This is a genomic window from Pantoea vagans, from assembly GCF_001506165.1.
Classification (GTDB): Bacteria; Pseudomonadota; Gammaproteobacteria; order Enterobacterales; family Enterobacteriaceae; genus Pantoea; species Pantoea vagans_C.
Window position 1 is genome coordinate 2448646 of the sequence record NZ_CP011427.1, and the last position, 23373, is coordinate 2472018.

Genomic DNA, 23373 nt, shown 5'->3' on the forward strand with positions numbered 1-23373 from the left:
CTGATAACCCTGTTTTTCCCCTGTTGGCAGGCGGAAAATAGACCAACTGGTCTCTTTCTCTTCTCTCTTGCTCAGGATAAAGCATGTCTCGGGTAGCGCGGGCACGACGCCTCGGTAAAACATTTTTGTTAGTGGATAACATGCTGGTGGTGTTAGGGTTTTTCGTGGTATTCCCCCTGATTTCCATTCACTTTGTTGAGCAACTCGGCTGGGCGGCATTAATGGTCGGCATCGCGCTGGGTCTGCGTCAATTTGTGCAGCAAGGATTGGGCATTTTTGGCGGTGCTATTGCTGACCGCTTTGGTGCGCGTCCTTTGATTGTGACAGGCATGTTGATGCGCGCCGCCGGGTTTGCCTGCATGGCGCTGGCACACCAACCCTGGCTGCTGTGGCTGGCCTGCCTGCTCTCGGGGCTGGGAGGCACCTTGTTTGATCCCCCCCGCAGTGCCATGGTGGTTAAGCTGGTGCGTGCTCGCGAGCGCGGACGTTTTTTCTCCCTTCTGATGATGCAAGACAGTGCCGGTGCGGTATTGGGCGCGCTGGTCGGCAGTTGGCTGCTGGCGTGGGATTTCCGTCTGGTGTGCTGGGTGGGTGCAGCGGTGTTTGTCGCGGCAGCCATCTTTAATGCCGTATGGTTACCGGCATGGCGCATCTCAACCGAACGGATTGCCATGCGCGAAGGCATGCAGCGGGTCTGGCAAGATAAGCGTTTTCGCCTCTATGTGCTGACGCTGACAGGCTATTACATTCTGGCGGTGCAAGTGATGCTGATGCTGCCCGTGATGGTCAACCAGGTGGCTGGCGCGCCGGCTGCGGTGAAATGGATGTATGCCATCGAAGCCATGTTGTCATTGAGCCTGCTCTATCCGCTGGCACGCTGGAGCGAAAAACGTTTTCGTTTAGAAACGCGTCTGATGGCCGGTTTGTTCCTGATGACCTTCAGCCTGCTGCCAGTAGGCATGACCGATTCATTGCCCTCTCTGTTTATGCTCATTGGCGTGTTTTATCTCGGTTCCATTATTGCCGAACCGGCGCGAGAAACGCTTAGCGCTTCATTGGCCAGTTCACGTGCTCGCGGAAGTTACATGGGCTTTAGCCGATTAGGGCTCGCCATTGGAGGGTTGATTGGCTACTCCGGTGGCGGCTGGATGTTTGATGTTGGGCAGCAGATGGCACTGCCTGAACTGCCATGGATGTTATTGAGCAGCGTCGGCATGATCACGCTGTTGGCCTTGTGGTGGCAGTTCCAGCCACGCCCGGTGGCACCGGCCATCTTCAGCAGCTAGTTTGCCCCTGCTGATAATCTCTTCCATACTTCCCGCACGTCCGGAAAAAGGGTGACGCTTGTCACCCTTATCATCACAGGAGAAGCGGGATGAAACTCTACATCTACGATCACTGCCCTTTCTGCGTCAAAGCGCGCATGATTTTTGGTTTAAAAAATCTGCCGGTCGAGCTGATCGTCATGCTCAATGACGACGAGCAGATGCCAAAGAAACTGATTGGTCAGAAGATGGCCCCGATACTGCAAAAGGCCGATGGCAGTGCGATGCCGGAAAGCATGGATATTGTGCGACTGGTGGATAAGCAAGACCGCGAGCCGCTGCTTAACGGCAAAAATAACCCGGCTATCAGTGACTGGCTGCGCCGCGTTAATGGCTACATTAATAAACTTCTGATTCCCCGTATTGCTGACGCCGCCTTTGCCGAGTTTGCCACGCCTGAAGCGCGCAACTATTTCCGTGATAAAAAGCAAGCCAGCCTCGGTGACTTTGGCGAACTGCGCAAACACGCGCCGGGACTGATTAAAAATATCAGTGATGATTTGCGCCAGCTCGATAAGTTGATCGTCAAACCCAATGCGGTCAATGGCGAACTGTCTGAAGACGACATCAATCTCTTCCCGCTGTTACGCTCCCTGACGCTGGTTGCCGGTATCGACTGGCCCAGCCGCGTCGCCGATTATCGTGACAACATGGCAAAGCAAACGCAGATTAACCTGCTCTCTTCTATCGCTGCATAATCTGTGCTTTACGAGAAACGCATCCGCGTTTCTCGTACCTCTCCTGGTGACTCCTGGCCCGCTTTCAGGCAGGCTATGCCGGGTTTGCCATATCATTCAGGAAGAGGAAAGATGAAAAAGGCGATGTACGGGCTACTGGCCCTGTTTTTAGCCGTGCTATTGAGCGGCTGTAACCAATTGACGCAATACACCATCAGCGAACAAGAAGTGAATCAGGCGCTGCAAAAGCGCAATAACTTCGAGAAAGACGTCGGCGTTTCCGGGCTGGTGAATGCGCATATTGTGCTAAGCGATCTGAATAGCCAGATTGGCCGCGAAGAACCGGGCAAGATCACCCTTTCCGGTAAAGCCAACATCAATGTCAGCTCACTGTTTGGCCCACAGCAAGCAGAAATGCAGCTGAAGATGAAAGCACAACCGGTGTTCAATGCTCAGGAAGGGGCAATTTACCTGCATGACATGGAGATCGTCGATGCCCAGGTGCAGCCAGAAAAAATGGCCTCCATCATGAAGACCCTGACGCCCTACCTGAATGAATCGCTTAAGCGCTATTTCAATGAAAAACCAGCGTATGTGCTGAGTGAAGATCGCAGTAAAGGTGAAGCTTTGGCGAAGAAATTTGCCAAAGGCATTGAAGTAAAACCCGGACAACTGGTGATTCCGTTTACGGATTAACCGACACAACCGCACCATCTGGTGCGGTTTTTCATGGCGGCAACAAAATCCCGTGCAAACGGTTGCTCACACCCTTATGATTACTCCCCGGCCTAAACGTGCCCTTTCGTTTTTTTTCTTAGCCGGAGCCTTTTGAATGACAGCCCAACCTCAGCAAATCACCATTCGCCGCCCTGACGACTGGCACATCCATCTGCGCGATGGCGCGATGCTCAATGCAGTACTGCCTTATACCAGTGCGGTGAACGGTCGTGCGATTGTCATGCCAAACCTGGTTCCGCCAGTCACCAGCGTTGAAGCCGCTGTTGCTTATCGCGAACGCATTCTTGCCGCGCTGCCAGCAGAACACGCTTTCACGCCGCTGATGACCTGCTACCTCACGGATTCATTAGATCCGGATGAAATTGAACGCGGCTTCCGCAACGGCACGTTCACCGCCGCTAAGCTTTATCCCGCTCATGCCACCACGAACTCCAGCCATGGCGTCACCAATATTGATTCCATTGCCAAGGTGTTAGAGCGTATGCAGCAGCTCGGTATGCCGATGCTGGTTCATGGTGAAGTCACGGATTCCCATATCGATATTTTTGACCGCGAAGCACGCTTTATTGAAACCGTGCTGGAGCCGCTGCGTCAGCGCTTCCCGGCATTAAAAGTCGTCATGGAACACATTACGACCAAAGAAGCTGCGGAGTACCTCGCGGCAGGTAACGAATTGCTTGGTGCCACCATCACGCCTCAACACCTGATGTTCAACCGGAACCACATGCTGGTGGGCGGCGTGCGCCCGCATCTTTATTGCCTGCCGATTCTAAAACGAAATATCCATCAGGAAGCGCTGCGTAAATTGGTCGCCAGTGGCAACCGTCGCGTGTTCCTTGGCACGGATACCGCACCACATTTGCGCCATTTGAAAGAAGCCAGCTGCGGCTGCGCGGGCGTGTTTAACGCACCGACCTCTCTGCCGGCCTACGCCACGGTGTTTGAAGATTTGAATGCGCTGGAACACTTTGAGGCGTTCTGTTCAGAGAATGGTCCCAACTTCTATGGCTTGCCACTCAACGAAGGCACCTTAACCCTGGTACGTGAAACCTGGATAGTGCAGGAAAGCGTTCAGGTCGCCGACGATACACTGGTCCCCTTCCTGGCCGGTGAGACCCTCAACTGGCGCATAAAAGAATAACGTTGCATCTGTTGCCTTCGGCATAATTATACTGTACAAATAAACAGTATATTATCCCGGAGGCTTTTATGCGTGTTGAAATTACCGTTGCGAAAACTCAGCCCCTTCCCCCAGGCGCACTGGATGCACTCAGTGCAGAACTGACCCGCCGTATTTCTCGTGATTTCCCCGATGACGATCACCATGTCAAAGTCCGCTATGCCGGCGGCAACCAGCTCAGCGTATTCGGCGGCGGCAAAGACACGCGGGAGCGTATTAGCGATATTTTACAAGAAACGTGGGAAAGTGCAGACGACTGGTTTATTACTGATTAACTGCCGCAGTGCCGTTTTACCGGGTTTCGCCACCCGGTTTTTTTGTTTTTATTTCCCCCTCGCCAGATAAACTCGCTGCATCTAGACTCTGATCAAACGATCCCCTATTCTTGCCTCGTCATGCTTACAGGAGGTGTTTTACATGACTACTGAAAAACCAGAAGAGGCGATGACCTTTGGTGAGTTGCTGGCTTTAATTGCCGAACAACAGCGCCGTTTAACCGTGCTGGAAAACGCATTCGCCAGTTTAACGTTCTGTCTCGACGATCGTGCCAGTCAGCTACTGGTGCACAATCTGTCGCTCGAAGCACAAAACCAGAACCATGACGCACAGTTACAGCAGCATTTTACCCGGTTAGCGGAAGAGATTCAGAAACGCAATGGCCAGTCGCCCACAGAACCTCACGCCTGAGACCAGCACTTTCGCTCGTGTTGAGAGAACCTAAAGTTTCTGGTTAGGTTCGCCGATAATGCTGTTACTGATACGCGTTAGTTTATCGAATAAATGCCCGTCTCACTGGGCATGCTATTATTCGACGAAAGTCGCATTCTAAACGCAATTATTTTAGTTCAGATTTAGAACACCCCACTTTTTAACTATTGTACCGCCTGTTTCATGTTATAATTGTCCCGCTAGTGCAAGAAAAGCCGCATTGAACCTCAAGAAGCACTTCGTTTAACGAGTAATATGGAGGTTATAATGGACAGAAATAAAGACGTCATTCAGACTCATCCGCTGGTAGGATGGGACATCAGTACTGTAGACAGTTATGACGCCATGATGATCCGCCTGCACTCGCTATCATCGCAGGATCAGAAAGAAGAAGAAGCTGACGTGGGACCCACCTACTGGCTGACTACCGATGTAGCCAGACAGTTCATCTCGATACTCGAAGCTGGCATTGCAAAGATAGAGTCCACAGAGCAATACCTACGCGATAATCAAAAGCACTAATTTCTTATCTTCGCGTGAAAGGGCACCCAACAGGGTGCCTTTTTCATGGGCGCTCTCTTTTGGTATGCTGTTGAAAATTTTCGCCGTTTTGCAGGAGTGATGGGGTTATGGTTTATGATCTGATTGTGGTGGGCAGCGGATCGGTCGGGGCAGCCGCCGGTTTTTATGCCACGCAGGCTGGCTTATCTGTATTAATGATTGATAGTGCCCACCCGCCACACAACCAAGGCACGCACCATGGTGAAACCCGCTTGATCCGTCATGCGTATGGTGAAGGTGAACGTTATGTCCCTTTGGTGTTACGTGCGCAAACTCTGTGGGACGAGCTGGAACAGCAGAGCGGTGAACGCATTATGCATCGCAGCGGTATTCTTAACCTCGCGCCCATCACTTCTTCGTTTATCCAGAACGTCATCGACAGCGCAAAAGCGTTTCAACTGGACGTGAAAGTGTTGCAGGCTGATGAGGTGCGCAAGCGCTGGCCGCAGGTTAGCGTACCAGACGGATACATTGGCGTATTTGAACCTCATTCCGGCTTCCTCAAATGTGAACAGGCCGTGCGCAGTTGGGTGCAATTGGCCGAGCAAGCGGGCTGTGCCCAGCTGTTTAACTGTCCAGTGAGTGAAATTGGCCGCGATGGTGATCTTCAGCAGGTCACGACGCGTGACGGCGTGTTTCGCGCACGTAAGCTGCTTATCAGCGCCGGAACCTGGGTCAGCCAGTTAGTAAAAGATTTACCGGTCACACCGGTGCGTAAAGTCTTCGCCTGGTATCAGGCTGACGGTCGTTACAGTGAGAATAACCAATTCCCTGGTTTCACCGTAGAGATGCCAGACGGTACTCATTTTTATGGCTTCCCTGCGGATAACAACGCCTTAAAAGTGGGCCGCCATGATGGCGGACAGCCAATGCAAAAACCTGAGGACCGCAAGCCTTTTGGCAGCATCGCGGCTGATGGTAATGAAGCCTTTAGTTTCCTGCGCCAGTTCCTGCCCGGTGTGGGAGTTTGTTTACATGGTGAAGCGTGCAGCTATGACAACACGCCAGATGAAGACTTCATTATTGATACACTGCCGGGCGAACCCAATCGTTTGATCATCACCGGTTTGAGTGGGCACGGTTTTAAATTTGCCAGCGTGCTGGGTGAACTGGCCAGCGAATTTGCGCAGGAAAAACCGTTCTCTTTCGACGTTTCACCGTTCTCACTGGCACGATTCGCATAAAATTCCTTGGTGCTGGCGCAGTGATGCGCCAGCCTTATTGACATAAACTGACGTTAATTGTTATTTCATGAAACTTTACCGACAGCGGTGACGCATTTGGTGTAGTAATTATGCCATTATTCATTTTTATCCCCACCGATAACACCCTGCATTCAATAATCCTGGTTAACTTTTAAATAATCACTCATTTATTCCGAAAGTCTTTGCGGAAGTTATAGAAAAGTAAGCCTGATTGCTTTCACATTTCAAAATGTGGATGCTCATTGCTACTTATTTCCATCACTGGTTCACAAACATGTGGCGTAATTCATCCCAACACTTCGGGCTCGTCTCCATTTTATTACACTGGCTCATGGCGCTGGCTATTTACGGCATGTTTGCATTGGGTTTATGGATGGTGGGTTTGGGGTATTACGATAGCTGGTACCACAACGCCCCGGAAATCCATAAAGGCATCGGCATCCTGTTGTTCGCCGCACTCCTTCTGCGCCTGTGCTGGCGTGTAATCTCCCCTCCTCCTGCGCCGCTCAAACATTACTCGCCGCAGGTTCGCCGTGCAGCCAGCGCCGCGCACTGGCTGCTGTATGGGCTGTTGCTGGTTCTCTTATTGAGCGGCTATCTCATCTCTACAGCCGATGGCAAACCCATTTCTGTTTTTGGCTGGTTCAATGTCCCCGCCCTGTTCAGTGGAGCCGGCGTCCAGGCTGACCTGGCGGGGAATGTGCATCTATGGCTGGCATGGAGTTTGGTGCTGTTTTCCGTTCTGCATGCGCTGGCCGCGTTGAAACACCATTTTATCGATCGAGATGTGACCCTAAAAAGGATGCTGGGTTACCGCATCCCCTTAACCTCTGAAAAGGAAAAGTAACATGTTAAAGAAAACGATTTTGGCGTTGAGCGCCGCCGGTGTACTGAGCACCGGTTCTATGGCTAACGCTGCGGAGTATAAGTTTGATAAAGAAGGCCAGCATGCCTTTGTACAGTTCCGCATCCAGCATCTGGGTTACAGTTGGTTGTATGGCAGCTTTAAAGACTTTGACGGTACCTTTACCTTTGACGAGGCGAATCCGGCCGCAGATAAAGTTAACGTCACCCTCAATACTGCCAGCCTTGATACTAATCATGCTGAGCGTGACAAACATATCCGCAGTGCCGACTTCCTGAATACCGCAAAATTCCCGCAGGCCACTTTTGCCTCTACAGCGGTGAAAAAAGAGGGGCAGGATTATAAGATCACCGGCGATCTCACGCTGAATGGCGTGACGAAACCGATCACGCTGGATGCCAAATTAATCGGCGAGGGCAAAGATCCATGGGGCGGTTATCGTGCAGGATTTGAAGCCAGCGGCAATGTCGTCCTGAAAGAGTTTAATATCAGTAAAGATCTCGGACCCGCATCGCAAACGGCAGAACTGATCATTTCGGTGGAAGGCGTGCGTCAGTAACATATATATACCCTAAATACTTCGAGTCCCCTCATGGGGCCTACTCTTGGAGCAGGAAGGCGGCAACTGAACGAATCCCCGGGAGCATACACCAGTATGTGACTGGGGTGAGTGAAGGCAGCCAACGCACCTGCGGCTTGAAGTATGACGGGTATATAGCCTGAAGTCAGGTGACCTCAGGCTGTTAAGCGATTACTTCTTCTCGGGTACAGGGATGGCCATGGTCATGTTCAGTAATCCGCGAGATTTATTGAACACTTTATTGCCATTTTCCCGACCAGCACGGCGTGCGCGCTGCTCTTCAGGTTCCAGTTTTGACTCTTCCATGCAGATAGGGCTGCAGCAGTTATGGTACTTCTCTGCGCAGCTTGGGCACTGAATAAACAGCAGATGGCAGCCGTCATTGACGCAGTTAGTATGGCTATCGCAAGGCGCGCCACACTGGTGGCAGCTGGAAAGAATATCGTCGGAAATACGCTCACCCATACGCTCATCAAAGACAAAGTTTTTGCCTTTGAAACGTACCGGTAACCCCTGCTCACGGGCACGACGGGTATATTCAATAATGCCGCCCTCAATGTGGGACACATCGTTAAAGCCGTTGTGTTTCATCCACGCGCTGGCTTTTTCACAGCGAATGCCGCCGGTACAGTACATGACAATTTTTTTGTCTTTCTGGTCCTGCAGCATATCCACTGCCATCGGCAGTTGATCGCGGAACGTATCAGCCGGAACTTCAATGGCATTATCGAAATGCCCTACTTCGAATTCGTAGTGGTTACGCATATCGACAAAAACCACTTCCGGGTCGTCGAGCAAGGCATTCACGTCCGCGGCTTTCAAATAGGCGCCGACATCGCTGGCATCAAAACTCGTGTCTTCTATCCCGTCCGCGACAATACGTTCGCGCACTTTAAGACGTAACACCCAGAATGATTTACCGTCATCGTCTAACGCAATGTTCATACGCAGATTGTTGAACGCCGGGTCAAACGCATACAGCGCAGCCTTCATAGCTTCATACTGGCTGGCTGGCACACTGATTTGCGCGTTGATCCCTTCGTGCGCCACGTACACGCGGCCAAACACCTTGAGCCTGGTCATCTCAACATAGAGGGCGTCACGGAATGCTTTAGGGTCGGCAATCTGGAAGTATTTATAAAAAGAGACTGTGGTACGTGGTTCGGTTTCCGCCAACATACGTTCTTTCAGCTCTTTATTGGAAACGAGGTTGTGTAACACTGGCATGGTGTTCTTCCTGTTAGCAATCAGAGAAATTTAGCGCGCACATGATACCTGAATTCACCCTGAAGCAAAGCCCCAGGAAGGATTATCCTGATAGCCGTGATTACGGGCGCAGTTCTGCGCTGCCATTGCTATTTAATGCGCAAAGCTGCTGCCTTTCACCAACGTGCAAGCTATGCTTGATTTCAGTCAGCAAGAAAAAATGGCATAATCGCGGCAAATAACAGAAACCGGACTCTCTGGCACAAGACGCAGGATACTGACATTTCAATGACTCAACTTCCCCAATTTACTCGTGAGCTTCTTCATCCACGTTACTGGTTTACCTGGATTGGCATTGGTTTCCTCTACCTGTTGGTATTACTCCCCTATCCGGTTTTGCACGCGTTTGGCTGTGGTCTGGGTCGTGTAGCGATGCGTTTCATGAAACGGCGTGTTGAAGTAGCGCAACGTAACCTTGAACTCTGTTTCCCTGACATGCCCACCAACGAACGTGAGGCGATGGTAAAGCATAATTTTGAATCGGTGGGTATGGGGCTGATTGAAACAGGTATGGCGTGGTTCTGGCCAGACTGGCGCATCCAGAAATGGGTGAAGACCACTGGGCTTGAGCATGTGGCTAATGCCTTGGCCGAGAAACGCGGCATTTTACTGATTGGCATGCATTTTCTCACCCTTGAACTGGGCGCGCGCGTATTTGGCATGCACAATCCGGGCATCGGTGTTTACCGCCCTAACGACAACAAGTTGATTGACTGGCTGCAGACGTGGGGAAGAATGCGCTCCAATAAAAGCATGCTTGATCGTAAGGATCTTAAAGGCATGATTCGCGCCATGAAGAACAATGACATCATCTGGTATGCACCCGACCATGATTATGGTCCACGCAGCAGCGTGTTTGCGCCGTTCTTCGCCGTGCAGGATGCCGCAACCACCACTGGCACGCATATGCTGATTCGCCTGGGCAATCCCAGCGTGGTGCCTTTTCTGGCGCGTCGCCTGCCCAATGGACGCGGCTATGAATTAAAGATGATGCCCGACATTCGTGCGAAGTTCTCACTGGAAAGCGAGCTTGATACAGCAGTTGTGATGAATAAAGTGGTGGAAGAGTCCGTTCTACTCGCACCAGAACAATACATGTGGCTGCATCGTCGTTTCAAAACCCGCCCCGAAGGTCAACCATCGCTGTATTAATGTGATGTGGAGCACACTTTGTGTTCCACTGTTTTCCGTGTGAATTTGCCTTATATCACGATGATATCCGCTCAATTTAGGTAAAACTGGACCAGTCGGAACTCAGGCTGAATGTTTCGTTGGTACCAGTTTTAACTTTATTCGATGTGATAAAGCATCAGTAGCGATGCAGAATCTTAATCTTTGTTAACAAAATGTGAACATCCAACCACGCAACTTATTGAAATTAGCTCTATCAGCATCAACGCCATTTACTGATTGAAATATGCTCGCACGGATCTGATTTTCATCAATTCCAGGCCTATTCCTATTTAATATTGCTGAATGCTTTGGCTCCGCTTATCAATGCAGTAAAATTAACTTACTTAACAAGGTATTGTCTTAGTGCCTGGTCACTATATGCCACTTTCGTGTATTTAAAACTATCCTTATTCCATTCTGGAATTTGTCCGCGAAATCGATTCCAGTTAGTTTCAACCGTGACAGTTAGTTCAATAACTGCCCTTCTAAAAATATAAAAAGATTACACACAGCAAATATATCGCAGGAACTTATAATATGAATAAAGGCATCTATTACTACGTAACGATCAGTACCGATCAGGAGGGCTATCACCTTCTGCATCGGAAAGAGTGTAAACGTCTACCCGTAAAGGAGGATATGGTTTTTATCGGTACGCTCTATAATTTAAATCAGGCTTTATCGACCGCGAGAATTAATTTTAAAAAGGTGAAACCCTGTATTAAATGCTGCATCCGTTATTCTTCCCCAATTATTCGCGAGTCTGTGCGTCCTGTACTGCACTTCCCGCAAAAGATGATATAAACGGTATGGGTGGTTGAATTTTCCTCAACCACCCACCGTTATTTTCTCGCCGCTCTGCACGCTGCCATTTTTTTGTCTATTCTTCTGTGAAATCCTCTTTCAAGCGACAAGGAGTTCACCATGAACCTGTTTAGCACCCTCGAAGAAGCCATTGAAGCTGCACGTGAAGAGTTTCTTGCCAGCCAATCTGATATCACCGCAGACGATGCCAGTGTGAGTCAGTTCGCGCTGCAAAAGTATGTCATGCAAGATGGCGACACTATGTGGCAGGCCGAGTTTTTTGCCGACGAAGAAGGCCAGGGAGAATGCCTGCCCATCTGTAACGGCGATGCAGCACAGGCGGTGTTTGACGGTGATTTCGACGAGGTTGAACTGCGACAGGAGTGGCAGTCAGAAAATACCTTGCACGAGTGGGATGAAGGCGAGTTCCAGCTTGAACCTCCGCGTGACCTCGAAGAAGGCGAGGCTGCAGCGGAAGAGTGGGAAGATGATGATAGCCCCTCAGACAACTGGGCCTAAAGCTTATTCGTACGGGCCATGATGGGCATCAACCGGTAATAGCAGGGTGTCCATCACCAGCGACAGCGGCAAGTCTAATATGGTCAGTACGCGCCAGGGCCCGTCACGGACATCCCACTGTACGCCGGGATAATATTGGCTACCGTGCCCTTGGCCAGGAATGGTGCGGCTGATAATACTGCCGCAACCGCTCAACAGCAGAATGGCGGCACTGAGCGCGGTTATTTTCAGGAAATCTTTCACAACATTTACTCACAATGAACTGGCGTCAGTTTAACCGCCTGAGTAGGCAAATAACTACATCTCAATGCGTAAAGATTGCGTTAGTCAGAATCATGGCAAAAAAAAAGCGGCATTTCTGCCGCTTTTTCGATTTCCCATCTTAACGCTGAGGCAATGCCTCAGGATTGAGTTTCAGCTTTTGATAGCTCTCCACCCACTGATGGTATTTATCCGCACTTTCCCACAAACGTGAATGCACGCGTGCCAGCACCACCGGATCACTGATTAACTGCAAGCGTTGCTCGCGGTTCAGTTTTTCTGGTGCATCGCTCAAGGCCTGATCGACGCGACGATCGCGTGCATGATCCAGCAAGGTACTTTGCTTATGACGTGAGGTCGCCATGGCTGTCGCCAGCGCGTTAAACGCCGGGTTAAACAGTGCATGCATAAAGCCATTCTTCAGCGCGCGCTGGCGGTTCACCTGTAAGTAGTGATCGGTATCGACCAGCTCTTTCGGCGGCTCATACTCTTCCGGAATCAGGAACAGCTTGGCGTTCTTACTTTTCTGCCCCACAGTGGCACGGCTCGACATCACCGAGACAAAGGGTGACAGAATCAGTGAGAACACAATCGGCGCCAGCCACCACAGGAAGTTGAGATCCAGCACGCCCATACCCACTGCCCAGACAATACCTAACAGCATTTGCGAACCATGGCGACGGAAAGCTTCACCCCATGGCGTGGCATCGTCGTCACGCTGCGGTGAGTTCCAGACCACTTCCCAACCCAGGAAGGCGCTGACCACGAACACCGTGTGGAACAGCATACGCACCGGCGCTAACAGCACCGAGAACAGCATTTCCAGTATCAGTGAGCAGAATAAGCGGATGGCGCCACCATAAGGTTTTGCCCCTTTACACCAGATCAGCACGACACTGAGCAGTTTCGGCAGGAACAGTAGCACCAGAGTGGTAGAGAACAGCGCAATTGCCAGATCAGGACGCCACTGCGGCCACACCGGGAACAGCTGGCGCGGTTGCAGGAAGTAGGTCGGCTCCATGAGCGTATGCACCACCTGCAAAGCGGTGGACAAGGCGAGGAACATAAACCACAACGGCGCTGACAGGTAAGACATCACCCCGGTCAGGAACACCGCACGGTGCACCGGGTGCATACCTTTCACCAGGAACAGGCGGAAGTTCATCAGGTTACCGTGACACCAGCGACGGTCACGCTTCAGTTCATCCAGCAAGTTCGGCGGCAGCTCTTCATAAGAGCCAGGCAGATCATAGGCGATCCACACCCCCCAACCGGCACGACGCATTAAGGCCGCTTCAACGAAGTCATGCGACAGGATCGAGCCCGCGAAGGAACCTTCACCCGGTAGCGGTGCCAGCGCACAGTGTTCGATAAACGGCTGAACACGGATGATGGCGTTATGGCCCCAGTAGTGCGACTCCCCTAACTGCCAGAAGTGCAGACCGGCCGTAAACAGCGGACCATATACACGCGTGGCAAACTGCTGACAGCGAGCATACAGGGTATCCATACCGGACGCTTTAGGTGACGACTGGATGATACCGGCGTTCGGGTTCGCTTCCATCATGCGCACCAGACCGCACAGGCACTCACCGCTCATCACGCTATCGGCATCCAGCACCACCATGTAGCTGTAGTTGCTCCCCCAGCGACGGCAGAAGTCATCGATGTTGCCACTTTTACGCTTCACACGGCGACGGCGACGGCGGTAGAAAATCTTGCCTGCCCCACCGACATCACGCACCAGCTCCATCCACGCTTTCTGCTCGGCGATGGCAATATCGGCATCGTAGCTGTCGCTCAGGATATAAACATCGAAGTGCTCGGCATTACCGGTACGCTGCACCGATTCCCAGGTGGCACGCAGTCCGGCGAACACACGCTCAACATCCTCATTACAGATAGGCATGATCAACGCAGTACGGTGTTCAGGATTGAGTGGTTCATCACCGGTGGTGGAATAGGAGATGCTGTACTTATCGCGGCCAATCAGCAGTTGCAGGAACCCCATTAAGGCAGTCCAGAAACCGGCGGAGACCCAGCAGAACAGAATCGCAAACAGGAACAAGATCCCGGTTTGTAATATGTACGGCAGGATCAGCTCAACCGACTGCAACCAGTTCTGGTTAAACAACTCGATCGGATCGAGCAGTGTCCAGCCCTGATAAGGCAGAATGGTCTTCATGTACCAGGTGGCAACCACAGTCTGCAACAGCGTCAGGATCAGCAGCACATAACGACGCATAGAACCCACATGGCGCCATTTGTCTTCCGTCTTCTGTTCTTCTGCCGTGGCATAGCGCGGGGTGGATTTCTGACCACGCAGTGAATCCCAGGCGCGGGCAATCGGGTTAGTCCGCCAGATTTCCGGGAACATCAGCGATCGCTTCACTTTTGGCATCGCCTTCAGTGTGGTGCGGTCAAGATAATCCTTGCTGAGCTGTTGGCCATCTGCCAGCGAATCTGGCCAGGCCATTTGCACGCGGGATGACACCGATTTGAGCGGCGCATCGTCCGGGCGCTCGCTGGCGGCGTTATCCTGCCCCAGCGACGTATGAATAGCGTGGAACGCCTGAGCATGCTGAAGCGAATCGCTCAGACGAGCCCGCCCTGCCGCATCTAGCGGCAGAGCTTCCACGTAAGATTGAGGTAGAAATATCGATTTATTCATTGGCAGGTAACTGATAGCTCCAGGTTTCCGTCAATGTCTTGTCGCCGCTCACCAGCGCCGCACGCATTTCGGTCGGCTGCTTGTTATCTTTCACGCGCAGACGCAACACTAAACGCCAGCCTTTGGTTACCGGGTTGTAGCGTACGCTTTGCTCAACCACATCGGCGTTATTGCCCACGCTAACCTGCGGCGTAACTTGCGTATTGTCAGGCAGCTTGCTCATCGCTTTACCGACGAAATCGATGGTAAAGGCGATGGAGCCATCTGGCTGACGCACCAGATTAGACTGTTTAACATCACCGGCTGAACGCAGCGTGTTTTTCACCCATGCCACATCATCTTGATGCAACAGGTTCTCATCACGCGTGAAGTGCAGGCGATACTGGAAGTTCATCTCTTTGCCTGGATCAGGCAGTTTTTCCGGCGTCCAGAACGCAACGATGTTGTCGTTGGTTTCATCGGCGGTCGGGATTTCAACCAGCTCAACACGGCCTTTGCCCCAGTCACCCATTGGCTCAACCCAGCCACTTGGGCGCAGGTCGTAGCGATCGTCGAGATCCTGATAGTGGCTGAAGTCACGACCACGTTGCAGCAGACCAAAACCTTTCGGATTTTCTATGGTGAAGGTGCTCACCGCTAAATGTTTCGGGTTATTCAGCGGACGCCAAATCCACTCACCGTTGCCCGCGTGAATCGACAGGCCATTGGAGTCATGCAATTCATTACGGAAATTGGTGACTGGCGATGGCTGATTAGCGCCAAACAAGAACATACTGGTCAGCGGTGCTACACCCAGTTTGCCGACGTTGTCACGCAGGTAGACTTTCGACTGCACATCAACCGTCGACTCTTTGCCCGGCTTGATGATAAAGCGATAGGCACCGGCGGCACGTGGTGAATCCAGCAGTGCATAGATCACCAGCTGTTTGTCTTGCGGTTTTGGACGTTCAATCCAGAACTCTTTAAAGCGCGGGAACTCTTCACCTGACGGCAACGCGGTATCAATGGCTAAACCACGCGCAGAAAGACCATAAACCTGGCCTTCACCAATAACACGGAAGTAGCTGGCGCCGAGGAAACTGGCAATCTCGTCGTCTTTACCCTTTTTGTTCAGCGGGTACAGTACCTTGAAACCGGCAAAGCCGAGATTTTTAACCGAATCAGCATCGTGCTTGACGTTGCCGAAGTTGAAATAGTCGGGGTTGTATTTGATTTCGCGAACAGAAGACGCCGTGACTTCATTAATTTTCACTGGCGTATCGAAATACATGCCCTGATGATAAAACTCGAGCTTAAACGGCGTACGCAGTTTGCCCCAGTATGCTTTGTCGTGGTTAAACTGGATTTGCTGATAATCCGCAAATTTCATATCACGAAACTGAGAGGGTAAATTGCTCTTCGGCGCTTCGTAACCTTTCCCTGCCAACGCCTTGGCTTGTTTTGCCACATCATCAATGTTGAACGCCCAGCTATTGTTGGCGTACAACGCCAGCAGGACTGCCGCGCCTACCCAGCGCATTTTTACCAGTCCCACTTTATTATTCACTTTATTTAGCACATCCCCCCCTTTCGTGCGCTCAAATCAAACCTGTTTATCTTAAAGGATTATTCGGTTTTCCGACAGCATATGCATAAGATTGTTCCGCTGATTTGTAAGCTAAAAGCGTGCTTTTCGGATAATTAAACCCTTCAGGTTAAGATACAGAATCACCTGATAGTATACGCTGTTTACAGGCGGTAGGATTTTCATCCAGCATAATCTGGTTTCAGGGCGAAACCGGCAAGTAAACTGACAAATTGGAAGCTTATGAGTTCAGCAAAACCCGAACGCGAATATTTTCTCGACTCCATCCGAGCATATTTGATGTTATTAGGCGTACCCTTTCACGTCTCTCTGATTTACTCCACTCAGCGCTGGGCTGTTAACAGCCAGGATGCCTCTATGTGGTTGACGGTGTTGAATGATTTTATTCACGCGTTCCGCATGCAGGTCTTCTTCGTTATATCCGGTTATTTTTCCTACATGCTCTATCTGCGCTACAAGCCTCAACGCTGGTTGAAGGTGCGCATGGAGCGTGTTGGCATCCCCCTTTTGACAGCCATTCCGCTGATTACGTTGCCGCAGTTTTTTATGCTAAAAAACCTCACGGATAAGGTAGGGAATTGGGATAGCTTTTCGCTGTATGACAAGTACAACACCCTGGCCTGGGAACTGATTTCTCACCTGTGGTTTTTGCTGGTACTGGTGATCCTGACAGCACTGGGTATGTTGACGTTCCGTTGGTTACGTACCCAGCAACGCCGCATTGATTATCAGCAGGTTGGCTGGGGGAAATTGACGCTGGCCTTTTTGGCTTATGCGCTGCTGTGGTGCCTGTTCCGCCGCGCCCTGTTTTACACCGTACCCGCGGTTTTCGCCGACGGTTTGTTTAGCGTAGCCGTGATGCAAACTCTGACGTTCTTGCCGTTCTTTATGCTGGGTGCATTGGCCTGGAAGCATCAGGCACTGAAAGCGCTGTTTGTACGTTTCAACCCGGTGATGTGCTTTGGTGCTATCGCCGTGTTTATTGCTTACAGCTTGAATCAGCGCTACAGCAGCGGCGACGGTTGGTTATATGAAATTGATGCCATTGTCTCGACTCTGATGGGCTTGTGCATGTTGAATGTCTGTTTTAGCTTTGGTCACAAGCTGCTGAACAGCCATTCACCGCGCATTATGTATCTGGTCAATGCCTCGCTGTTTATCTACCTGGTGCACCATCCACTGACCATTTTGTACGGTATTTACGTTGTGCCGCACATCAGCAGCAACACGCTGGGCTTCTTTGTCGGTTTGGCTATGGTGTTTGGTATCGCCTTTACCCTGTATGAAATCCATCTTCGTATCCCGCTACTGCGCTTCCTGTTCTCGGGTAAACCGCAACGTAAATAGTGACTTGGTGAGTTATATCACCCACTGCCCAGCCTGCTCATGAGCTTCAGTGCGAGTTGTAAAAAAGGGCACGTTGTCTGAGGCCATGACGCCTCTACTGCCCCCTCAGGGCTATCCGCAGCGCTGAGACTTTTACGTTGGGCCAGGAGCCCCACGCGGGGAGGCGTGGGGCAGTTCGCGGCCGACCATGGATGGTCATCCGCGAACGGTCCGTCCGGCACGACGTGGAAGTCGAAGGTACCGCTTTAGCGGCGCGAGGACGGCCCAGAGGGGGCAGTAGTGGCGGCAGAGCCCGCACTGAAAACAAAGGCCACTTATTAATAAGCAGCCTGAGTGCTTAACTGACGAGCATTACGCACTACATGAGTGATGCGCAATAAATCGCGTCGCTACAGCAACCACTCCACCGGTAAGCGCCACACCAGTCGCACCAGCAGTCGTTGCATCAAGGTGCACTGCGGTTCGTGTTTATGCACCACTTCGCCTGACTCCCCCTCGTACTCCACCCAGTTCACGCGGCCCCAGCTATCCAGCCTTAATGTCCAGGCACGATCGCGCATCCCGGCAATAAAGCGCTGATGGGTTTGCTGCGCCAAGGTTTCACTTTCAATCACCAAGCCCATCTCGGTATTTAACACCGCCGATCGCGGATCAAAATTAAACGAGCCAATAAACACCTTTCGGTTATCCACGGTGAACGTTTTGGCGTGCAAACTTGAACCTGAGTTACCGGTCAAACCGCGGTCGTGCGGCGCTTCGCTGGCATTGTCTTGAGGCTTCATCTCATACAGCGCAATGCCGTGGCGCAGTAATTTTTTGCGCCAGCGCGCATAACCGGCGTGGACGACCGAGACATCGTTTGCCGCCAGCGAGTTGGTCAGGACTGCAATTTTTACACCACGCCTTTTTAAGGCGAGCAATTGAGCCACACCCGCGCGCGTCGGCACAAAATAGGCTGAAATAATGTCGAATTGCTGCTGTGGAGTGCCGATCACCTCCAGCATACGCTGCGGTAGCAGGCTGGAGCGCTTGGCCTTACCTAACCCTTTGCGCGGGTCGTCGCTTAACAACCGCGATTCTGCCCAGGTCATCTGCATAGAGCCCTGCTCCATCTGACTGACAAAAGATGAGTGTTCCAGCCTGGCAAGATAGCGCTGCACTGCCTCGCTCTGCTGCCATTCCGTCGGTAAACGCACCGCTTGATGCGCATCGCCGGAGACATCGACCACGCTGCGCAATGGCGAAACCGCTTTACTGTTCCAGTACCGCTCAAAATCGTGCGCCACCTGTTGCACCACCGGCCCTATTGCCAGCACGTCCAGGTCAGTGAACAGCGGCTCGTCACCGGTACCAAAATATTCATCGCCGATATTGCGGCCCCCCACCAGCGTCACCGCGCCATCTACCGTCAGGCTCTTATTATGCATACGGCGATTAAGACGAGCGAAATCGGTTAAATAACCCAGCGCACGCAATGTGCGAAATGAAAAGGGGTTGAATAGCCGCACGGCAATATTGGGATGGCGATCGAGCTCGGCCAGCGTGTCATCGAGGCCTGGCGTGTTGTTATCATCCAGCAGCAAACGTACTTTAACGCCACGTTCAGCGGCATCCAACAATGCGCTAAACAGCAATCGACCCGACATATCGTTGTGCCAGATGTAGTACTGCACATCGATAGTGTGCTGCGCCATGCCCATCACCAGGTATCGCGCAGCAAACGCATCCAGCCCATCGTTGAGCGGATGAATACCGCTCATATCCGGATGCAGCGCACAGCGCGCATCAATAATTTCTCGTAACCCCTCTCCTGCCGGCGATGGGTATTGCACAGGTGCTGCTTCACTCATATCGAATCCCTGAATTCGCTGGATCTATTATTGTTGGTATGACCGCGCCTCACGGCAATCAGAGGCTTCTGCATCCGCCCGCTAACGCGACATGCATTTAAAGTCTAGACTTAGGCTTGCGTTCTGCATCCGGCGTTTACCGTGAGGAGAGGATTATGACTCAGCAATCCCCGCGCCATCACCCGCAACTTTTCCGCAGTTTCTTCCAGGGAAGCTTCCCCTGCTCTACCGCCCGTCGCAGCGGCGGGCGCCGCATGGATATGGTGATCAGCAGCGGGCATGACATGCTACTGGAAAAAGATTACGCCTCGCTGGCACAGGAAGGTTTGCTCACCGCCCGTGACGGCGCGCGCTGGCACCTTATCGAAGCCACGCCCAATGAGTACGACTGGCGCAGTTTCTTGCCTATGGTTCACGCGGCGGCGCGCAATGATATACAGATTATCTGGGAGCTGGCGCACTTTGGCTATCCCGACCATCTGGATATCTGGCGCGCCTCTTTCATCGACCACTTTGAGCGATTTGCGCGCGCGATGGCACAACTGATGCGCGATGAGGGCGTACAGCACCCCTTTTTTACCCCCATCAACCAGATTTCCTTTTGGTCATGGGCGGGCGCGGACGTTTCCTGGCTCGATCCTTACGCCAGCGAGCGCGGGCGTGAACTTAAACGGCAACTGGTGCGCGCCTCGTTAGCGGCCATGCACGCCATCCGTGATGTCTATCCCGATGCACGTTTTGTGTTGACCGATCCGCTGGTACAGATCGCGACCGATCCTGAGAACCCTGACAGCAAACCTTACGCCGATGCACAGCATCAGGCGCAATTTGAAGCCTGGGATTGGATCGCCGGACGGGATGCGCCGGAACTGGGCGGACGCGAGGATTTTCTCGATATCCTTGGGCTGAACTACTATCCCGACAATCACTGGTTCTTCTCAGGAGACACCATCCCGGCCGATCACAGCGCGTATCAGCCGCTGCATCGTTTGATGTTGCAATGCTGGCAACGCTACCAGCGGCCGATGCTGCTGGCAGAAACCGGAGCGGAGGGCGATGCACGCGCATCCTGGCTGCGGCATGTCACAGAAGAGGCACGGTTAGCACTGGATGAAGGGGTCGCACTGGAAGGGATATCGCTCTATCCGGTGGTGGAGTATCCAGCATGGGCCGACGACCGTCGTTCACCGGGCGCCCTGTTTGGCTTGGGGGATCCGAATGGCAATCGCACGCTGCATGAAGCGCTGGCGCTGGAATTACGCAGTCAACAGATTAAATGGCAAAACCGGGAAAAGCAGCCTTAAGAGTGTTGCGTTGGCACGGTCTTGGGCGGGCAGGTTTGCACATCGAGTGTGGGATCGGCGGGATGGCGAACATCAGTCAGCCAGGTCATGGTGAACAGGAATACCACGCCAATTAAACAGGCGGAAAGCAGGCCAATTATGGCGATCAGTTTGTCATCTCGGGCTTCCATCGACATCTCCTTGCAGGCTTCCATGAACCGTTGCTGACCTTAGCTCATCCATAACGTCACCATCAGGACGAAGATTATAAGGGTAACAGAGGTCACTGCAAGTACCACAATGGCGAAGTGTGCGTCGTCGAGCGACTGTCTTAACGGTTCATCGTGATCGTCAGGTGGCGCGGGTGAACTCATGTTGACTCAATAACAAGAAGACGTTTTAAGCGCAGGATTGCCGCACTGAGTGTAATGAAATGCAGGATAAGGTACAGGATTATTTCAGCATGAAATGACAACGGGGCGCGATTGCGCCCCGTAAACAGCAGATTAGAAATCGTAGCTCATAGAGACTTTCAGGGTACGTGGTTCGCCCTGGAAGATGTAATAGCCATAGCTTTCTACGCTGGACCAGTATTTCTCATTGGTTACGTTATCCACACCGACGCGCCAGACCATGTCGTGATCGTTAAGCTTGGTACGGTAACGCATGCCCAAATCCAGAGTGGTGTAGCTATCAAGCGACTTGGTGTTTTGTGAATCCGCATATTGTGAACCCGAGTGATTCACATACGCTGTTGCCGTCAGGCCATCCACCGGCTTGATATCGTATTCTGCACCCAGCACGAAGTAGTAACGCGGCACGCCAATCGCCTGTTTACCGTTCAAGCTACCGTTTGCTGACTCCGTGATCTGTGCGTCCAGCCAGGTCGCGCTGCCGTTAAGGCGGAAGCCCAAGACCGGCTCACCAAACAGGTTCAGCTCAACACCGCGATTGCGTTGCTCACCATTCAGCGCGTAGACGTTATCGCTGTTGGTGATGGCATTTGGCTTACGAATATCAAACAGTGACAGCGCACCACCTACGCGATCGAAATCGACTTTTACGCCCACTTCATTCTGCTTAGAGTGCGCAATGCCGGTGGTTTTACCGTAGTTAGCTGCGGTGTTTGGCGCCGCGCTACCCGGTTGCAACGCTTCGGTATGGTTGGCATAGAAAGAGACTTCTTTCCACGGCTTATAGACCACACCATAGGTTGGCATCCAGCGACTGGCATCAAAGCGAGAATCCGTATCTTCGGCACCTGTGTCGTTATCGTAGCTGCGTACCACCACTTTCTGATGACGTGCGCCAGCAGTGAACAGCACGGTATCATCAAAGAAGCCTAAGGTATCGCTCAGCAGATAACCCTGAGTGCGTGTGCGGCCGGTGGTTAATGGATCATGATAATCACCGCTGCCGGAAGTAGTAACAGGTACCACTGTGGTTGGGGTGTCATAGATGTTGGTATCAACCGATCCTGCGCCGTAACGCCATGCCGTTTTGTCCGTTTTAGTGATGGCGGAATAACCAAAGTTAACTTTATGCGTCACGAAACCAGTGGTGAAATTGCCACGAATGCCGGTCATGCCGCTGAATCCATCGATAATACGATTGGTATCTAAACGAGCGTACTGCGCATCACCGCTGGCATCGGACACCGCCGGGCTGGCGTAAAGGCCAATCTCATGTGAGTGCTGTGCGCCAAGAGCGCCGTACCACGTCCAGTTATCTGTGAGGTCATACTCTGCCTTCGCCATACCGAATTCGCTTTCGATATTGCTGTAGACCCAAGGCTGGCTGGTGTTATGTGTTGCGTCCGGCGCATCAGGGATAAAGTCCAGGCCACTGACGTTCACACCGATACGACCACCGTGGAAAGTCTGCTTCTGGTAGCCGACATCCAGAGAGGTACGTAAACGGTCACCACGGTAATCCAGTCCCAGTGATGCTGCCGTAGTGCGGCGCTTTTCGCCATGAACCGCGGTATCGCCTTCACGATCCAACACATTCACGCGCACACCAAACTGGTTGTTATCGCCAAAGCGGCGACCGGCATCCATAGATCCGCCAACCTGAGAAGACGAGGTGTAATCCAGCCCAACGCGCGCCATCGGTGTATCTTCCGCGTGTTTTGGCTCAAGATTAATCATCCCGCCTACGCCCGAAGTCGCCGCACCGTTAACCAGTGAGTTCGCCCCTTTAAACACTTCAACGCGGTCAATCAACTGCGTATCGATAACCTGACGCGGTACCACACCTGGCAAACCGCCAAATGTCATGTCATCGCCATCCAGTTCAAAACCACGGATGCGATACGTCTCTGCGTAGTTACCGTAGCCCTGCACGTTCTGTACGCTTGCGTCATTCTTCACCACATCAGCAATGGTTTTAGCCTGCTGATCCTGAATCATCTTCGAGGTGAAACCGATGACGTTAAACGGCACGTCCATGGCATTTTGTTCACCCAGCATGCCTAAGCGACCACCGTGGGCAATCTGCCCATCAAGATAGGCAGGCACTAAATCATTGCCGCCTGGCTTGAAATCCGCTTGTGGTGTCGCCGTGACGGTGAGGGTCGGCTGATCTTTTTTCGCATCAGCCGTTGAGGTTGTGGTGTTGGTGGTGGCAGCCATCACTGGCAAACAACCGGCACTGACCATAACAGCGAGCAGCGTCGGTTTCAGTCCGGGATTGAAAGGCGTCATGCGCATGGAAAACCCCTGATAAGAAGTAAAGTGATAATCATTATTATTGCGGTTTGCGATTATGCGTTCT

The 23373-nt window shown here is 52.1% G+C and carries 22 protein-coding genes; 15 read left to right on the forward strand and 7 right to left on the reverse strand.

The window, feature by feature from the left end; all coding sequences use genetic code 11:
- The first annotated feature begins 83 nt into the window (after positions 1 to 83).
- The 10 genes from mdtH to LK04_RS11485 all read left to right on the forward strand — a co-directional run bounded on the left by mdtH (position 84) and on the right by LK04_RS11485 (position 7818).
- Positions 84 to 1286, forward strand: a complete 1203-nt coding sequence (gene mdtH, locus LK04_RS11440) for a multidrug efflux MFS transporter MdtH (RefSeq protein WP_039333618.1) — start codon at positions 84 to 86, stop codon at positions 1284 to 1286.
- Between the two features lie 89 nt (positions 1287 to 1375).
- Positions 1376 to 2023: a glutaredoxin 2 gene (gene grxB, locus LK04_RS11445; RefSeq protein WP_039333616.1), complete on the forward strand. Its 648-nt coding sequence runs from the start codon at positions 1376 to 1378 to the stop codon at positions 2021 to 2023.
- Positions 2024 to 2134: 111 nt separating this feature from the next.
- On the forward strand, positions 2135 to 2698 hold the full coding sequence (locus LK04_RS11450) for a lipoprotein (RefSeq protein WP_039333614.1): 564 nt from the start codon (positions 2135 to 2137) through the stop codon (positions 2696 to 2698).
- A 136-nt stretch (positions 2699 to 2834) separates the two neighbouring features.
- A complete protein-coding gene (gene pyrC / locus LK04_RS11455) occupies positions 2835 to 3881 on the forward strand; it encodes a dihydroorotase (protein ID WP_059109801.1) in 1047 nt (348 codons plus the stop codon).
- Positions 3882 to 3949: 68 nt separating this feature from the next.
- Complete coding sequence (dinI, locus tag LK04_RS11460) at positions 3950 to 4195, forward strand: DNA damage-inducible protein I (RefSeq protein WP_039337104.1); 246 nt, start codon at positions 3950 to 3952, stop codon at positions 4193 to 4195.
- Positions 4196 to 4337: 142 nt separating this feature from the next.
- A complete protein-coding gene (locus LK04_RS11465; protein ID WP_039337103.1) occupies positions 4338 to 4607 on the forward strand; it encodes a hypothetical protein in 270 nt (89 codons plus the stop codon).
- Positions 4608 to 4895: 288 nt separating this feature from the next.
- On the forward strand, positions 4896 to 5150 hold the full coding sequence (gene bssS / locus LK04_RS11470; protein WP_013508627.1) for a biofilm formation regulator BssS: 255 nt from the start codon (positions 4896 to 4898) through the stop codon (positions 5148 to 5150).
- 107 nt (positions 5151 to 5257) lie between these two features.
- A complete protein-coding gene (gene solA / locus LK04_RS11475) occupies positions 5258 to 6373 on the forward strand; it encodes an N-methyl-L-tryptophan oxidase (RefSeq protein WP_039337102.1) in 1116 nt (371 codons plus the stop codon).
- 295 nt (positions 6374 to 6668) lie between these two features.
- On the forward strand, positions 6669 to 7241 hold the full coding sequence (locus LK04_RS11480; protein ID WP_039337101.1) for a cytochrome b: 573 nt from the start codon (positions 6669 to 6671) through the stop codon (positions 7239 to 7241).
- Between the two features lies 1 nt (position 7242).
- Complete coding sequence (locus LK04_RS11485; protein WP_039337099.1) at positions 7243 to 7818, forward strand: YceI family protein; 576 nt, start codon at positions 7243 to 7245, stop codon at positions 7816 to 7818.
- A gap of 192 nt (positions 7819 to 8010) precedes the next feature.
- Here the strand turns inward: LK04_RS11485 and LK04_RS11490 are convergent, their stop codons facing one another.
- Positions 8011 to 9066 carry a rhodanese-related sulfurtransferase gene (locus tag LK04_RS11490; RefSeq protein WP_039337098.1) on the reverse strand — a complete coding sequence of 352 codons (1056 nt, stop codon included), beginning with the start codon at positions 9064 to 9066 and terminating at the stop codon, positions 8011 to 8013.
- A gap of 267 nt (positions 9067 to 9333) precedes the next feature.
- On the opposite strand from LK04_RS11490, the gene LK04_RS11495 reads away from it, so the two are divergent.
- From LK04_RS11495 to LK04_RS11505, 3 genes are all read left to right on the forward strand, one after another.
- Positions 9334 to 10257: a Kdo(2)-lipid IV(A) acyltransferase gene (locus LK04_RS11495; RefSeq protein WP_039337097.1), complete on the forward strand. Its 924-nt coding sequence runs from the start codon at positions 9334 to 9336 to the stop codon at positions 10255 to 10257.
- A gap of 558 nt (positions 10258 to 10815) precedes the next feature.
- A complete protein-coding gene (locus LK04_RS20890; protein ID WP_039337095.1) occupies positions 10816 to 11082 on the forward strand; it encodes a hypothetical protein in 267 nt (88 codons plus the stop codon).
- A gap of 120 nt (positions 11083 to 11202) precedes the next feature.
- Positions 11203 to 11601, forward strand: a complete 399-nt coding sequence (locus LK04_RS11505) for a MysB family protein (protein WP_039337094.1) — start codon at positions 11203 to 11205, stop codon at positions 11599 to 11601.
- 3 nt (positions 11602 to 11604) lie between these two features.
- On the opposite strand, the gene LK04_RS11510 is transcribed toward LK04_RS11505, so the two are convergent.
- From LK04_RS11510 to LK04_RS11520, 3 genes are all read right to left on the reverse strand, one after another.
- Positions 11605 to 11844 carry a YceK/YidQ family lipoprotein gene (locus tag LK04_RS11510; RefSeq protein ID WP_039337093.1) on the reverse strand — a complete coding sequence of 80 codons (240 nt, stop codon included), beginning with the start codon at positions 11842 to 11844 and terminating at the stop codon, positions 11605 to 11607.
- Positions 11845 to 11983: 139 nt separating this feature from the next.
- A complete protein-coding gene (gene mdoH / locus LK04_RS11515) occupies positions 11984 to 14533 on the reverse strand; it encodes a glucans biosynthesis glucosyltransferase MdoH (protein ID WP_039337092.1) in 2550 nt (849 codons plus the stop codon).
- Positions 14526 to 16061 carry a glucan biosynthesis protein G gene (locus tag LK04_RS11520; RefSeq protein ID WP_197063384.1) on the reverse strand — a complete coding sequence of 512 codons (1536 nt, stop codon included), beginning with the start codon at positions 16059 to 16061 and terminating at the stop codon, positions 14526 to 14528. Before LK04_RS11520 ends, mdoH begins: the two co-directional genes overlap by 8 nt.
- A gap of 279 nt (positions 16062 to 16340) precedes the next feature.
- Here LK04_RS11520 and mdoC point away from each other — a divergent pair, with 279 nt between their 5' ends.
- Complete coding sequence (gene mdoC / locus LK04_RS11525) at positions 16341 to 17465, forward strand: glucans biosynthesis protein MdoC (RefSeq protein WP_039337090.1); 1125 nt, start codon at positions 16341 to 16343, stop codon at positions 17463 to 17465.
- 389 nt (positions 17466 to 17854) lie between these two features.
- Here mdoC and LK04_RS11530 read toward each other — a convergent pair whose 3' ends face one another.
- Positions 17855 to 19315, reverse strand: coding sequence for a phospholipase D-like domain-containing protein (locus tag LK04_RS11530; protein ID WP_039328890.1), 1461 nt, complete (start codon positions 19313 to 19315; stop codon positions 17855 to 17857).
- Positions 19316 to 19470: 155 nt separating this feature from the next.
- On the opposite strand from LK04_RS11530, the gene LK04_RS11535 reads away from it, so the two are divergent.
- Entirely contained in the window at positions 19471 to 20619 is a 1149-nt protein-coding gene (locus tag LK04_RS11535) for a beta-glucosidase (protein ID WP_039328891.1), read from the forward strand.
- Here the strand turns inward: LK04_RS11535 and LK04_RS20780 are convergent.
- Together LK04_RS20780 and LK04_RS11540 are read right to left on the reverse strand one after the other, a co-directional pair.
- Complete coding sequence (locus LK04_RS20780; protein ID WP_167347682.1) at positions 20616 to 20789, reverse strand: hypothetical protein; 174 nt, start codon at positions 20787 to 20789, stop codon at positions 20616 to 20618. The genes LK04_RS11535 and LK04_RS20780 overlap by 4 nt on opposite strands.
- Before the next feature lie 315 nt (positions 20790 to 21104).
- Positions 21105 to 23309 carry a TonB-dependent receptor gene (locus LK04_RS11540; RefSeq protein WP_039328892.1) on the reverse strand — a complete coding sequence of 735 codons (2205 nt, stop codon included), beginning with the start codon at positions 23307 to 23309 and terminating at the stop codon, positions 21105 to 21107.
- Between the last annotated feature and the right edge of the window lie 64 nt (positions 23310 to 23373).